Origin of the sequence: Vannielia sp. (assembly GCF_029212645.1) — a bacterium.
Classification (GTDB): Bacteria; Pseudomonadota; Alphaproteobacteria; order Rhodobacterales; family Rhodobacteraceae; genus Vannielia.
Genome location: NZ_JARGND010000052.1, coordinates 1 through 14,340, shown reverse-complemented (window position 1 = coordinate 14,340; position 14,340 = coordinate 1). Strand labels below are relative to the sequence as shown.

Sequence of the window (14,340 nt, the reverse complement as noted above, 5' to 3'; positions counted from 1 at the left end):
CACAGGAGAGCGCGCCATGCAAACGATCACCACAATCGAGGCGCTGGAAGATCTCTATGACGCCGCCGTGCCCACCTCGCTTACCAAGGTCGCGCCGCGCATCACCCTGCTCTATCGCCAGTGGATTGAGGCTTCCCGCTTTTGCGTGGTCTCCACCGTTGGCCCCGAAGGGGTTGATGGCAGCCCGCGCGGCGATGACGGCCCGGTCGTAACCCTGCTCAGCGATACCGAGCTTGCCCTGCCCGATTGGCGCGGCAACAACCGGATCGACAGCCTGCGCAATATCGTGCGCGACGGGCGGATGAGCCTGATGTTCATGGTTCCCGGCAGCCGCAACGTGGTGCGGGTGAACGGGCAGGGGGTGCTCAGCGTTGATCCCGCGCTTCTGGAGCGGTTCGAGAAGGGCGGAAAGCGCCCCAAAGCGGTGATCGTTCTGCGCGTGGGTGAGGTTTATTTCCAATGCGCCAAGGCGGTGATGCGGGCGCAAATCTGGTCAGGCGTTGATGAAAGCGCAGCCGTGCCGACCGCCGGGCAAATGGTGCGTGAGGCCGACGCCGGGTTTGATGCCGAAAGCTATGATGCGGGCTATGAAGACTACGCCAAACCGCGCATGTGGTAAGGCGTCAGCCGCCTTACGCCGCCAGCCCTTTCGAGCCCATCTTCAGGAACTTGTCGCGCCGATCCTTGCGCAGCGCCTTGCGGCTCTTGCCGTCCAACTGCTCCAACAGGCCCTCAACCGACTTGCCCACACGGGTGATCATCTCATCCTTGTGGCGCTGTGCACCACCCAGCGGCTCCGCGATGATCTTGTCGCAAATGCCAAGCTCGGCCAGGTCCTGCGCGGTGAGGCGCAGCGCCTCGGCGGCCTCGCGCATCTTTTCGGCGTCTTTCCACAGGATCGAGGCACAGCCTTCCGGGCTGATCACCGAGTAAACCGAATGTTCGAGCATTGCCAAACGGTTGGCCGATGCCAGCGCAACCGCGCCGCCCGAGCCACCCTCGCCGATCACCACCGAAATCATCGGCACCCCAAGGTTGAGGCACTTCTCGGTCGAGCGGGCAATCGCCTCTGACTGGCCACGCTCCTCGGCCCCCTTGCCGGGGTAGGCGCCGGGGGTGTCCACCAGCGTGACGACAGGCAGGTCGAACCGGTCTGCAAGGTCCATCAGGCGGATCGCCTTGCGGTAGCCCTCGGGCCGCGCCATGCCAAAATTGCGCTCGATCCGGGTTTTGGTGTCATGGCCCTTTTCATGGCCGATCACCACCACCGGGCGGCCCTCAAGGCGCGCCATGCCGCCCATGATCGCGTGATCGTCGGCAAAGTTCCGGTCCCCGGCCAGCGGCGTGTATTCGGTGAACAGCGCCTCGATGTAATCCTTGCAATGGGGCCGCTCGGGATGGCGGGCCACCTGGCATTTGCGCCAGGGGTTCAGATCGCCATAAAGCTCGCGCAGCAGGCCCTCGGCCTTCTTGTCGAGCCCGCGCGCCTCATCCTCAACCTTCATTTCCTCGTTTGAGCGCGCAAGCGCCCGCAATTCCTCGGCCTTGCCTTCAATTTCGGCAAGCGGCTTTTCGAATTCGAGATAATTTTTCACAGGGTCGACCTCCAAGCACTCTTCCCCTCATATGGCGGATGCAGGCCGGGCTTGCAACAAAGCAAGATTTGTCACGCCGCGCCGCTTTAGGGTATGTGGTGATGGATGTGAGGGGTCGCAATGGACTACCGCAAGCGGATGGATCGGGTGGAGGCCCATATTTCGGCCAATCTCGATGGCGATCTCAGCCTTGATACCCTCGCCGATGTGGCCGCCTTCTCGCGATTTCACTTCCACCGGGTCTATCAGCGCCTCATTGGCGAAACCGTGGCCGAAACCGTGCGCCGCACAAGGCTCAATCGCGCCTCGGTGGCCTTGGCAACAACCGCACAGCCCCTGCCAGAGGTGGCCGGGCACTGCGGCTACCCAAATGCCCAAAGCTTCGCCCGCGCCTACCGCGCCGCTTATGGCGAAACCCCCTCGGCAACCCGCCGCCGCCGCGTGGCACCGCCAACCCTACTGCCTGAAAAACAAGGAGAATTTGCAATGTATGAAATTGAGTATCGCGACGAGCCGGGCTTTTGCGGCGCAGCACAGGCCCATAGCGGCGCCTATCAAGAAATCAGCGCGGCCTATGAAAAGCTCATCAAAACCTGCCTTGAGGCCGGGCTAAAGGACAAGATGGGGCTGCTCGTGGCTTATTTCTGGGATGATCCCACCGAAGTGCCGGTGGAAAAGCTGCGCAGCCACGCCGGGGTGGTCTTGCCTGATGGGGTGGCGGTGCCCAAGGGGCTGGACCCGATCAAAGTTGCGCCCTGCAAGGTCATGGTGATCACTCACAAAGGCCCCTACACCGGCCTGCCCACCGCCTGGGGCTATCTCTACGGTGAGGCGCTGCCCACCAGCGGGCGCGCGCCTTCATCGGTAGAGCCGCCGTTTGAACGCTATCACAATTCGCCGATGGATACCCCGCCAGAGGCATTGCTCACGGAAATCGTGATGCCGCTGGCCGAGTAACCCCGCCCCCAGCCTTAACCGGCTGAAAGCAGCTCTGCCTGCGAAACGATCACCTCGGCCTGCTTGATCGAGGCAATGTCCACCAGCCGGCCCTTGTAAACCGTGGCTCCCAAGCCGTCTTTCTTGGCCTGCTCCATCGCGGCGAGGATCTCACGCGCTTCGGCCACGGCCTCGGCGGAGGGGGTGAACACTTCGTTGGCCAGCGCAATCTGCTTGGGGTGGATCGCCCACTTGCCCACCATCCCCAGCGTCGCCGAGCGGCGCGATTGGGCGCGAAAGCCCTCATCGTCGGAAAAGTCGCCAAACGGGCCATCAACCGGCAGCACACCATGGGTGCGGCACGCGGCCACAATGGCGGTCTGCACCCAGTGCCATGGGTCGCTGTAATGGCGGGTTTCGCCGTGCAGCATATAGTAATTCTCCTGGGTTCCGCCGATCCCGGTGGTCTGCATCCCCATGCTGGCGGCATAATCTGCAGCGCCAAGGCTCATCGCCTGCAAGCGCGGCGATGCGGCGGCGATCTCTTCCACATGGGCAACCCCGGCGGCGCTTTCGATGATCACCTCAAAGGCGATCTTCTTCTTGCGCCCCTTGGCCGTTTCAATCGCCGTCACCAGCGCATCCACGGCGTAAAGGTCAGCCGCGCAGCCCACCTTGGGAATCATGATCTGGTCCAGCCGCTCTGAGGATTGTTCAAGAAGATCAACCACATCGCGATACCAATAGGGTGTATCCAGCCCGTTGATCCGCACGCTCAGGTGCTTCTTGCCCCAGTCGATATCGCCAATGGCCTCAATGATGTTCTTGCGGGCCTCGGGCTTATCATCCGGCGCAACCGAATCTTCCAGATCAAGGTTGATCACATCGGCCTCGGAACTTGCCATCTTCTCAAAGATTGCCGGGCGCGAGCCGGGGCCAAAAAGCTGGCAGCGGTTGGGGCGGGCCGGGGTGGCGGGCTGGAGGCGGAAGGACATGAGTTCATTCTCCGGGTAAGTATATTTCGCGGGCACTGCGCCGGGTGGTAGAATATTGCGCAGCCCCCTGCAAGCCCCATGTGCCGCAGCGCAGCGATTCCCGCTGCGGGAGGTTCTTTGCCTCTGTTTCCAGCGGAGCGGGAGGATTTTGCACAAAAGCGCCCCTGATCGGGACAAAATCGCGCAAACTCCGGCTCAGGCCCCATATCCCGCAGAAACTCCTTGTGCCCGCAGGGTAGCATCCTCCCAAATCAGCCCAAGGAGACGCGCCGTGATCCAAACCCCATACCTCCTCTTCCTCGGTGATGCGCCAGACCCGCTGACCGCCAAAGTGGCGCAGGGCATCAAGGACTGGCGGCCCGAAAATGCCGTTGGCCAGTTGAGCCTGCCGGGCTGCAAGGCCAACCTCGGCCTCACGGAAATGACGGTCGAAGAGGCCGTTGCCGCAGGTGCGAAAACGCTGGTGATCGGCGTGGCCAACCGGGGCGGCAAGATCAGCGCCGCGTGGATGGAGGTGCTGGAGCGTGCCCTGATTTCGGGGATGGACCTTGCCTCTGGCCTGCACAACCTGCTGCGCGACGAGCCATCGCTCAGTGCGCTGGCCGAGGCCCATGGCCGCGCCCTGCATGATGTGCGCGTCCCCGAGGTGGAATACCCCATCGCCAGTGGCGAAAAGCGCAGCGGCATGCGTTGCCTCGCTGTCGGAACCGATTGCTCGGTCGGCAAGATGTATACCACCCTGGCGATGGACAAGGCCGCCCGCGACATGGGCGTGAAATCGGCGTTCCGCCCCACCGGGCAAACCGGCATTCTGATCACCGGTGAAGGCGTGCCGGTGGATGCGGTTGTGGCCGATTTCATGGCCGGTTCGATCGAGTGGCTTTCACCCGATAACGACGGTGATCACTGGGACTTCATCGAAGGGCAGGGCAGCCTCTTTCACCCGTCCTACAGCGGCGTGACACTGGCCCTGATCCACGGTGGCCAGCCCGATGCGCTGGTGCTCTGCCATGAACCGACCCGCCCGCATATGCGCGGGTTGCCAAGCTACAGCGTGCCCACGCTGGAGGCGCTGCACGAGCAGGCGCTGGCGATGGCGCGGGTGGTCAACCCGGCCTGCGAGGTGATTGGCGTGTCGATCAACACCCAGCACCTGAGCGACGTCGAGGCCGAGGCCTATCTTGCTGAGGTTGAAGAGAAAATGGGCCTGCCCACCGTTGATCCCTTCCGCCAGGGGGCCAAGCGGCTGGTGCAGGCGCTTCCTGGCGTCGGCGTCTGAATGCGCATCGGGCGAGCGCCGCGTGACAGGCCTCGCCCTTCGCCGAAAAGCCGCTAAAGTGGCGGCAAGCCAATGAGGGAGACACCGTTGGAGATCGAGGCCAAATCAGAGCAATTCGCGCTCGCGCAGCCCTTCACCATTTCGCGCGGCACCAAGGTTGCCGCCGAGGTGGTGACGGTGAGCATCCGCGAGGGCGGGGCCGAGGGGCGCGGTGAATGCGTGCCCTATGCCCGCTACGGCGAAAGCGTGATGAGCGTGCTTGACCAGATCCGCGCCCTCCCCGGCGAGCTCACGCGTGAGGGCCTTTACCGCCTTCTGCCCGCCGGGGCCGCCCGCAACGCGGTGGATTGCGCGCTTTGGGATCTGGAGGCCAAGCGCCGGGGCGAGCGGGTTTGGGCGCTCGCCGCGCTGCCGCAGCCGGGGCCGGAGATTTGCGCCTACACCCTGTCGCTAGGTGAGCCTGAGGCGATGGAACTGGCGGCGCGTGAAAACGCCCACCGCCCGCTGCTCAAGATCAAGCTCGGCACCCCCGATGACATGCCCCGCCTTGAGGCCGTGCGCCGTGGCGCGCCGCGCTCGCGGCTGATCGTTGACGCCAATGAGGGCTGGTCAGCCGAAATCTACACCGATCTCGCCCCCTACCTGCTGCGCCTCGGCGTGGCGCTGGTGGAGCAGCCCATGCCCGCCGACGAGGACGATGCGCTGATCGGCCTGATCAAGCCGGTGCCGGTATGCGCCGATGAAAGCTGCCATGACCGGGACAGCCTCGCCGCGATGAAGGGCAAGTACGACCTCATCAACATCAAGCTCGACAAAACCGGCGGGCTGACAGAGGCGCTGGCCCTGAAGCGCGCCGCCATGGCCGAGGGGTTTGGCATCATGGTCGGCTGCATGGTCGGCACCTCTCTAGGGATGGCCCCGGCGGTGCTGGTGGCCCAGGGGGTTGGCTTCACCGATCTTGATGGCCCGCTCCTGCTGGCCGAAGATCGCACCCCGCCGCTCGCCTATGACGGCCTCGGCGTTCACCCCTCCCAACCCGCGCTCTGGGGATAACGGCCATGCTGGAACCCCGCGCCGATCTTGGCCCGCCTCCCGGCCGCTTTGCCCTCATCGCCGATATCCACGGCAACGCCGATGCGCTTGAGGCCGTGCTGGCGGCGATTGACCGTGAGGGCATCGAGCATATCATCAACCTTGGCGATCACCTCAGCGGCCCGCTCGATCCGGCAGGCACCGCCGATCTGCTGATGGCCCGCCCCGGAATGCTCTGCATCCGTGGCAACCATGATCGCTACCTGCTCACCCATGATATCAAGGACATGTCCGACACTGATCGCGTCACCGCCGAGGCGCTGGATTCGGCGGCGCGGGGCTGGCTGCGTGCCCTCCCGGCCACCGCCCGGCTGGCCGATATGGTGTTTGCCTGCCATGCCCAGCCCACTCAGGATGATGACTACCTGCTTGAACATATCGTTGACGGGCAGTTGCAAAACCGCCCCGATGATGAGGTGCGCGCGCTCTTGGGCGATGTTGATGCCGGCCTCGTGCTTTGCGCCCACTCTCACCTGCCGCGCATCCGCGAGGTGGGGGGAACGCTCATCGTCAACCCCGGCTCCGTTGGCTGCCCGGCCTACGCCGATGACAGGCCCACGCCCCACCGCGTTGAAACCGGCAGCCCCGATGCCCGCTGGGCGGTGGTGGCCCGTGGCCGCGAAGGCTGGGAGGTTGAACCCCGCACCACCCGCTACAGCCCCGCCCGCATGGTCGCCATGGCCCGCGCCTATGGCCGCAAGGATTGGGCCGAGGCCCTCGCCACCGGCCGGATGCCCGGCTAAGGCACGCCCTTTGGCTTGACGCGGCAGCGCCGAGCGCGGAAGAAAGCCCCAACAGATCATGAGGAGTGACCCAATGAGCCGGACCGTCTATGTCAACGGGGAGTATCTCCCCGAAGAAGAAGCCAAAGTGTCGATCTTCGACCGCGCCTTCCTCTTTGCCGATGGGGTTTACGAGGTCACATCGGTGCTCGGCGGCAAGCTCATCGCCTTTGATGGCCACGTCGAACGGCTGTGGCGCTCGCTCTCCGAGCTTGAAATGTCAGCCCCCTGCACCGAGGATGAGCTGCTCGAAATCCACCGCCAGCTGATCGCGCGCAACGGCTTTGACGAGGGGCTGATCTACCTGCAAGTCACCCGCGGCGCGGCCGACCGTGATTTTGCTTGGACCGATGATCTTGAGCCGGGGCTGGTGCTTTTCCATCAGGAAAAGCGGCTGGCCGATAATCCGGTGGCGGAAAAGGGCATCAAGGTCGTCTCGATCCCCGATGAGCGCTGGGGCCGCCGCGATATCAAAACCGTGCAGCTGCTCTATCCCTCCATGGGCAAGATGATGGCCAAGAAGGCCGGCGCCGATGATGCCTGGATGGTCGAAGACGGCAAAGTCACCGAAGGCACCTCGAACAACGCCTATATTGTGAAGGGCGGCAAGATCATCACCCGCCATCTGGGCAATGAAATCCTGCACGGCATCACCCGCGCGGCGGTGCTGCGCTTTGCTCGCGAAGCCCAGATGCAGGTTGAGGAACGCCCCTTCACGATTGATGAGGCCAAACTGGCGGATGAAGCCTTTTTCACCTCCGCCTCCGCCTTCGTGATGCCCGTCGTGGCGATTGACGGCGACAGCATCGGCGCAGGCACCCCCGGCGGTGTCACCAAGCGGCTGCGCGAGATCTACCTCGAAGAGGTGCAAAAGGCCGCGATCTAAGCCGCCCACTCCCCCCGCCATTCAGGCAAAACCGGGGGGAGGGCGCAGCGGGCCTTTGCACTTGCATTGCGGCGCAGCTTGCGGGCACCATGTCCACGCGCTGTAAAAAGCATTGGAACCGGGAGATTTGACGCGTGAGCAAGCTCATGGGTGGCGCTGTTTTGATCGGGGGGGTTGTGGTGCTTGGCCTCTACGCCGGGTTTGGCGCTGCCCCCCGGATTGAATCCAGGATCGGCGCACAGGCTGCGGCGGCGCTGCAAGGCTCGGTGCACGGGCTTCAGGCCAGGGTCGCGGGCCGTGATATCACCCTTATCGGCACCGCCGACGGTGCAGCCGAACATTCCCGCGTTATCGCCGCGCTTGAACGGGTGCCGGGCCAGCGCGTCGTGCGCTCCGAGGCCGAGGTTCTGCCACAGGTCGCGCCCTATCGCCTCCACCTCAGCCTTGGCGAGGATGGCCCCATCTGGCAAGGCCACCTGCCCAATGCCGCGGCCCTCACCGCGCTGGGCGAGGCTTACCCAAATGCCTCCCTGCCGCTTGGTGCCGGTGCCCCCGCAGGCTTCACCGAGGCCGCCCTTGCCGGGGCCGAGGCCAGCCTTGCGATGCAAAGCGGCGACCTTGTGCTGGAGGATCAAACCCTTACCCTCACCGGCCTCGTCGCCTCTCCCAAGGAGGCCGCCGCCGTTGAGGCCGCTCTGGCCAACCTGCCCGAGGGCTACACCGCCGTGCTGGAGCTTGACGTCCTCGATGATGGCAAGCCCTTCGCGCTTGATATCGAGGCCGTGAATGGCAATGCCACATGGGCGGGCGGTAAGCTGCCTCTGGCGATGGAGCCGGTCGACCTTGATAGCGCTTATGGCTCCCCTGTCGCAGGCAATATCATGCAGGCCCGGATCGGGGAGGATGCCCAGGATTGGGTCGCCAGCGCCGAGGCGGGCATGGCCGCTCTGGCGAACCTCATAGAAGGCCGCCTGCGCATCGAGGGGCGCACACTGGCGCTCACCGGCATGGCCGCTTCTCCCAAAGAAGCCGCCGCCGCCCGCGCCGAGCTCGAGGGGCTGCCGGGCGATGTCTCCCCGCTGATCGAGCTTGAGCTTTTCGATGATGGCACCCCCTACGCCCTGATGATCGACAAATCCGCCAGCGGCACACAGGCCAGCGGCAAACTGCCCGCCGCCATGGCCGAGGCAGACCTCTCCGCGCTTGAAGGCAGCGATGTGCAGATTGCCCGCATCGGAGACGATGAAGAAAGCTTCACCGCCGCCGCCCGCGCCCTGCTCACCGCCGTGGCCCCGATGAAAACCGCTCAGGCCGAGCTTGGCCCTGAGCGCCTCACCCTCACCGCCCTCGCGCCCACCCCCACCGAAGAAGCCGCCGCCCGTGCCGCGCTTCAAAGCGTGCCCGAAGGCATCCCCCAAGTGGTGCAAATCGCGCTGGAGGATGATGGCACGCCCTTCGCGCTCAGCATCACCAAGCCCGCCGATGGCAGCGCCTGGCAGGCCTCCGGCAAGGTGCCCAGCGTGCTTGAGGGCTTTGATTACGCCGCCGCCGCCGGGGTGGATAGCATCGCCTCGGGTGATCTTGCCGTTGCCCGGATCGGTGATGAGGCGCACGGCTTTGCCGATGCGGTCCCACCGGGGCTTGCCGCGCTTGAGCTGATGGTGTCTGGCGAGATGCTCCTCACCGAACAGGGCCTCACCCTCACCGGCGAGGCGACCGACCCCGAGGCTGAGGCCGCGATCACCGCCGTTCTGGCCGATCTGCCTGCAGGCCTCACGGCCGAAACCGCGCTTCATCTGATGGACGATGGCACCCCACCGGCCTTCACCTTCGCCTATTCTGTCAGCGAGGGCGGAAGCCTCTCCGGCAAGCTGCCCTCCGGCATGACCCCGCCCGAGATTGCCAGCCTCGCGGGCCTCGATCAGCTTGGCGGCGCGCCCGGCCAGTCCCAAAGCGATGACAGTGGCGCCGAGGCCATGCGCTCTGCCCTTGCCAGCGTCGCCCCCTGGCTCAAATCCAGCGAGTCGCTTCAATTAGTGTTGCAGGACGGTGCCGTGCAGGCCAATGTCACCGCCTCGCCCGGCGTGGATGGCGATCTGTTGGCCAAGGCCCTGTCCGAGGCGCTGGGCGGCGGCGTCTCTGTCACCGTGGCCTCCGCCGAGGCCGCCGATGGCACCCTGCGCACCAACCCCGCCACCGGGGCCGAGCAGCAGCTTTCCGGCGGCATCTGGCTGCCGGTGGTTGATCTTGATCCCACCGTCGAAGGCTGCACCGCCGCCACCGAGGCCGCGCTGGAGGGCGAGCGCATTGCCTTCCTCACCGGCGGGTTCCGCCTTGATGCCGCCTCTGTGCGCGCCGTCAACGCCGTGGCCGCCGTGGCGCTGCAATGCGCCGAAGCGGGCCACACCCTGGAGCTTGGCGGCCATACCGACAGCACCGGAAACCCTGAAAGCAACAAAGCCCTCAGCGCCCGGCGCGCCGATGTGGTGGCGCAGGCGTTGATCGCACGGGGCGTTCCCGCCTCGGCCCTCAACCCGCGCGGCTACGGGGCAGAAGAGCCAATCGCCGATAATGAAAGCCCCGAGGGACGCGCTGCCAATCGCCGCACGACCCTGCGCTGGAGCGAATAGGAGACGATACGAAATGTTTCAGAACTGGGGATTTCTTATCAGTGAAATCTGGCTTCTGCTGATCCTCGCGGCGCTGGTCGGGCTGCTGGCCGGGTTCATCATGTGGGGCCGCGCTGCCGCCACGGTGGCCGTTGCGGGGGAAGGCCCCTCCGCCGATGATTTGGCCAAAGCCAACGAAACCATCGCCCGCCTGCGCCATGAGCGTGACGAGGCCGCCCAGCGCCTTGAAGGCTGCCGCTCGGATGGCGAGAAAAAGGATGCCCGCCTCAAGGAAATGGAGCTGGAGCTGGATGCGCTGCGCGGCGAGGCCGCCTTTACCGCGCCCTTGCCCGCGTTCGAGGCCGAGGATGACGAACTGCGCGCCTTCGATGAAACCAGCGGCAAGCCCAAAGCGCCCGCCGATGTCCTGAATGCAAGCGCCCCTGCCGCGCAGGATGCGATTGATCCGGCGGTCGGCGAGCAAACCCCCGATTATGATGGCGACGGTAAGCTTGAAGGCGCGGACGAAGGCGAAAAGCCCGCGCTGTTCGATGGCCCACGCGAGGGCGGCGGCGATGATTTGAAAATGATCAAGGGCATCGGCACCAAGCTTGAGGCCAAGCTGCACGAAATGGGCGTGTATCACTTTGATCAAATCGCCAACTGGTCCGCCGATGAGGTCGCTTGGGTCAATGCCAATCTGGTCGGCTTCAAAGGCCGCGTCACCCGCGACAACTGGGTTGAACAGGCCGCGCTTCTGGCCACCGGCGGCGAAACCGATTTTTCCAAGCGCGTCAGCAAGGGCGGCCTATACGACGAGTAAGGCAATCGCGCGCGCCTAGCTCATCGGGGCCGGGCCATGGCAGCGCACATGCAAATGGGTGCAGCGCGGCGGTGACCAATCGGTGCGGTCCCAGCAATAGGCCTCACCACCGTCGAGCATCCGCAAAATCCACACCACAGGGTGGCCCGCCTCGGTCATCCTCTGCTCGCCGTGCAGCGAAAGGGTGATCGAGCTTTCATCGCTTTCGATCACATCATACCCGCCCTCCTGATCCGGCTCGCCAAGGTAGTTCACCATCGGCCCGCGCCAAGTGAACCACGCCGTGCTGCGCGCCGAATCAAACCGCACCTCATGGGGGTTTTCGTCACAATGCATGTCATCCACATTGGGAAAGGCCCAGGTGTTTGCCGCCAGATGCGCAAACAGATCAGCGGGCAGGGGCGGCTCCGCATTTTCGGGCGATTGGCCATAAAGCGGCTGCATCAGGGCCATAAGCACCAGCGGAAAAACAAAGGGTTTCATAGGGCAAGCCTAACGCAGGGCGCGGCCTGCGCAAGAGGGGCCCTGTCGGCTCAGGCCGTGCGCCTTTGGGGTGGCGTGCGGACCATCGCGGCCATCGGTTGCGGCGCACCGCTGAACCCGCCCAGCCGTATCCCCGGCGTTTCTTTCACAGCCTTTTTGGCAGGTTGCGGAAGGGTCATTGGCGGGATGGTGCCGCGCATCCCCACCGCGGGCAGGTAAATGGTAAAGCGGCTGCCCGCCCCCGGTGTGCTTTCCACATGAACAATCCCGCCCGACTGGCGCGCAAAGCCATCTACCATCGCGAGGCCCAGCCCGGTGCCTTGGTCCTTGGCCTTGGTGGTGAAGAACGGATCAAAGATCCGGCCCATTACCCGCGTGTCCACCCCGGTGCCGGTGTCGGCGACCGTAAAGGCCACATAGGGCTCCCGGTCCAGCCCGTAAGGCCGCTCATCCTCGCGGCGTAGCAACCTGGCCGTGAACTCCATCTTGCCGCCGCTCGGCATCGCATCGCGGGCGTTGATCGCAAGGTTGAGGAGCGCTGCCTGAAAGGTGGTTTCGTCCACCCGCACTTGCGGCAGCCCCGGCTCTACGCTGTTGCTCAGCTCAATCGTTGCCGGCACCACGCGGGAGACCAACTGCAGCGTTTCTTCCAGCGCCTTGATCGGGCGCACCTTTTGCGGCGCGGGCGTTCCCTTGCGCCCCAACGCCGAAAGCTGGCGCGTCAGCGCCGCCGCGCGCAAACAGGCCGCCAGTGCCTCTTCGATGAACACATCGCGCTCCGGCCCATCCGGGGTTTCGCGCAGCAGTTCCAGATTGCCCTGCGCAACGTTCAGCAAGTTGTTGAAATCATGCGCAATCCCGCTCGCCAGGGTGCCAATGCTCTCTTTCTTCTGCGACTCGAAAAACTGCTTCTGCGTGGAAAGCAGCCGCTTTTGTGTCAGGAACGACCCTCGCACCGCAACCAGGAAGTAAGCGAAGATGAGCAGGCTGACCGTGATCGCCATCCAAAAATACATGCCGCCAAAAGGGCCCTGCCAGTAAGTGCTGGCCATCGTCAGAAAGGTCAGCGCAATCGGGATCGTATAGGCCGCCGACACTTGCCAAACCTGCGCCCGGATCAATACCACGTTGATCATCGCCGTCACCACAAGGGTGACAGTGCCAAACTTGTAAATCTCATTGGGGTGCAGCCACAGGTAAATCGGCAGAAACGCATAGACCGATGCGGAAATGAACGAGACCACCAGCACCAGCGCAAAGAAACGCCGCGAGTCAGCCTCTGGATTGAAGTGCAGAAGCGCTTTTTCAATGGCCACGCAGGCGAAATAGGCGATTGCCCACCAGATCACGACCGTCAGACCGATCAATGCCCAGGTAAAGACCGCGCCGACCAGCATAAGCAGCATGCGCGCCCCAAATTCAAAGCTGCGCAGCTTTTGAACCTGGCGCATGGCATCAATGTGCCCGTAGAACCTTCCGGCTTCTTTCATTCATTAATCGGCACAAAGACCCGCGCCAGCAAACGCGCATCTCCAATCAAAAGTTCGTGCCTTCTCCGTTACCCATTCCAACGCTACCACCGGCAGTTGAGGTGATCAATGCGCCGAGGCGCTTAACGTGCATTTTGTCATAATCTGAGATTGTTGTTTTATTCTAAAAGGCATCCGGGCGCCGCATTATGTGAAATGCTGTTACCAGGGTGGCGATCACGAAGCTGTGATCAGGGCGAACCCCCACAAACAGCAAAACGCCGCCCATTTCTGAGCGGCGTTTCGGATCTCTTCCAAAGGAGCTGGGCTTAGAAGCCGAGGCCTTCGTACTTTTTCTTGAACTTCGACACGCGGCCACCGGTGTCCATCAGCTTGGCGTTGCCGCCAGTCCAGGCCGGGTGAACCGAAGGGTCGATGTCGAGCGACAGCGTGTCACCCTCTTTGCCCCAGGTCGATTTCATCTGGATCACGTCGCCGTTGGTCAGCTTGACGTCGATCACGTGGTATTCGGGGTGCAGGTCCTGTTTCATGGCTCCGCTTTCCTTACGCTTCAGCGCCCGACTTGGGCTTGTAATGGGTGTCTTCGGCGATCCGGGCGGATTTGCCGCGACGGCTGCGCAGGTAGTACAGCTTGGCGCGACGAACGCGGCCACGGCGGACAACCGTGATGCTGTCGATATTGGTCGAGTGCAGCGGGAAAACGCGCTCCACGCCCTCGCCAAAGGAAATCTTGCGCACCGTGAACGACCCGGCAATGCCCACGCCGTTCTTGCGGCTGATGCAAACGCCTTCGTAGTTCTGCACACGGGTGCGGGTGCCCTCGGTCACCTTGTAGCCAACGCGAATGGTATCGCCGGCCTTGAAATCGGGAATGTCCTTCCCGAGCGAGGCGACTTGTTCGGCCTCGATTTCTGCGATGAGATCCATCGGATCTACTCCTATCTGGCCCGTGGTATGCCACGGAGGTTTGGCGTGCCTCAGAGCTTCGGGTTGCAAGGGGTCCGCCAGATCGCGCCCACCGAAGGATTCAGCCACTTTTGCTTCGTGCGTCCGGCCTCGGTTGCCCAAACCCGGAACAGCCCGCTCCCCGAATCTCGGGGGCAGACCGGGGCTGTGTAGGCCGCGCAGGCCTTTGGATCAAGGGGTTTGTTGCGCATGGGTCCGTAAGACAGCCTATCGCGAGGGCAGAGGTGCTCCCCACCCATCACCAGCCCTGCAAGGACAACGTAAAGCGCCGACAGCGATAAAAACGCAGGGCTCAGTGGAAATTCTATTCAGGGCTCTAACAATCGTCGCCCTGCTTCTTGGCCCACAAGTCAGGGCGGCGCTCACGGGTCAGCGCCTCGCCCATCTCGCGCCGCCAAGCGGCT

At 64.0% G+C, this 14,340-nt stretch carries 14 protein-coding genes; 8 read left to right on the top strand and 6 right to left on the bottom strand.

What is annotated here, in order from left to right; all coding sequences use genetic code 11:
• Nucleotides 1-619 (top strand): pyridoxamine 5'-phosphate oxidase family protein (locus P1U55_RS13750; protein ID WP_366943060.1); only part of this gene is annotated, 619 nt, incomplete at its 5' end.
• A 13-nt stretch (nt 620-632) separates the two neighbouring features.
• Here the strand turns inward: P1U55_RS13750 and P1U55_RS13745 are convergent.
• Nucleotides 633-1,595 (bottom strand): acetyl-CoA carboxylase carboxyltransferase subunit alpha, encoded by a 963-nt coding sequence (locus tag P1U55_RS13745; protein ID WP_301048191.1) that lies wholly within the window; start codon nt 1,593-1,595, stop codon nt 633-635.
• A 120-nt stretch (nt 1,596-1,715) separates the two neighbouring features.
• On the opposite strand from P1U55_RS13745, the gene P1U55_RS13740 reads away from it, so the two are divergent.
• The gene (locus tag P1U55_RS13740) at nt 1,716-2,552 is read left to right on the top strand and encodes a GyrI-like domain-containing protein (RefSeq protein ID WP_301048190.1); all 837 of its coding nucleotides are present in this window, start codon (nt 1,716-1,718) and stop codon (nt 2,550-2,552) included.
• Nucleotides 2,553-2,566: 14 nt separating this feature from the next.
• Here the strand turns inward: P1U55_RS13740 and P1U55_RS13735 are convergent, their stop codons facing one another.
• Nucleotides 2,567-3,526: an L-malyl-CoA/beta-methylmalyl-CoA lyase gene (locus P1U55_RS13735; protein ID WP_301048189.1), complete on the bottom strand. Its 960-nt coding sequence runs from the start codon at nt 3,524-3,526 to the stop codon at nt 2,567-2,569.
• A 271-nt stretch (nt 3,527-3,797) separates the two neighbouring features.
• Here P1U55_RS13735 and dgcN point away from each other — a divergent pair, with 271 nt between their 5' ends.
• The 6 genes from dgcN (at nt 3,798) to P1U55_RS13705 (ending at nt 10,997) form a co-directional block, all read left to right on the top strand.
• On the top strand, nt 3,798-4,805 hold the full coding sequence (gene dgcN, locus P1U55_RS13730; protein WP_301048188.1) for an N-acetyltransferase DgcN: 1,008 nt from the start codon (nt 3,798-3,800) through the stop codon (nt 4,803-4,805).
• Nucleotides 4,806-4,877: 72 nt separating this feature from the next.
• Nucleotides 4,878-5,858, top strand: a complete 981-nt coding sequence (gene dgcA, locus P1U55_RS13725) for an N-acetyl-D-Glu racemase DgcA (RefSeq protein ID WP_301048187.1) — start codon at nt 4,878-4,880, stop codon at nt 5,856-5,858.
• A 5-nt stretch (nt 5,859-5,863) separates the two neighbouring features.
• Complete coding sequence (locus P1U55_RS13720) at nt 5,864-6,640, top strand: metallophosphoesterase family protein (RefSeq protein WP_301048186.1); 777 nt, start codon at nt 5,864-5,866, stop codon at nt 6,638-6,640.
• A 73-nt stretch (nt 6,641-6,713) separates the two neighbouring features.
• On the top strand, nt 6,714-7,565 hold the full coding sequence (locus P1U55_RS13715) for a D-amino-acid transaminase (RefSeq protein WP_301048185.1): 852 nt from the start codon (nt 6,714-6,716) through the stop codon (nt 7,563-7,565).
• A gap of 134 nt (nt 7,566-7,699) precedes the next feature.
• Nucleotides 7,700-10,195: an OmpA family protein gene (locus tag P1U55_RS13710; RefSeq protein ID WP_301048184.1), complete on the top strand. Its 2,496-nt coding sequence runs from the start codon at nt 7,700-7,702 to the stop codon at nt 10,193-10,195.
• A 13-nt stretch (nt 10,196-10,208) separates the two neighbouring features.
• Nucleotides 10,209-10,997 carry a hypothetical protein gene (locus tag P1U55_RS13705; protein WP_301048183.1) on the top strand — a complete coding sequence of 263 codons (789 nt, stop codon included), beginning with the start codon at nt 10,209-10,211 and terminating at the stop codon, nt 10,995-10,997.
• A 15-nt stretch (nt 10,998-11,012) separates the two neighbouring features.
• Here the strand turns inward: P1U55_RS13705 and P1U55_RS13700 are convergent, their stop codons facing one another.
• The 4 genes from P1U55_RS13700 to rplS all read right to left on the bottom strand — a co-directional run bounded on the left by P1U55_RS13700 (nt 11,013) and on the right by rplS (nt 13,897).
• Complete coding sequence (locus tag P1U55_RS13700; RefSeq protein WP_301048182.1) at nt 11,013-11,480, bottom strand: hypothetical protein; 468 nt, start codon at nt 11,478-11,480, stop codon at nt 11,013-11,015.
• Nucleotides 11,481-11,530: 50 nt separating this feature from the next.
• A complete protein-coding gene (locus P1U55_RS13695) occupies nt 11,531-12,970 on the bottom strand; it encodes an ATP-binding protein (RefSeq protein WP_301048181.1) in 1,440 nt (479 codons plus the stop codon).
• Between the two features lie 308 nt (nt 12,971-13,278).
• On the bottom strand, nt 13,279-13,500 hold the full coding sequence (rpmE, locus tag P1U55_RS13690) for a 50S ribosomal protein L31 (protein WP_301048180.1): 222 nt from the start codon (nt 13,498-13,500) through the stop codon (nt 13,279-13,281).
• Between the two features lie 13 nt (nt 13,501-13,513).
• Nucleotides 13,514-13,897: a 50S ribosomal protein L19 gene (rplS, locus tag P1U55_RS13685; protein WP_301048179.1), complete on the bottom strand. Its 384-nt coding sequence runs from the start codon at nt 13,895-13,897 to the stop codon at nt 13,514-13,516.
• Nucleotides 13,898-14,340: the final 443 nt, after the last annotated feature.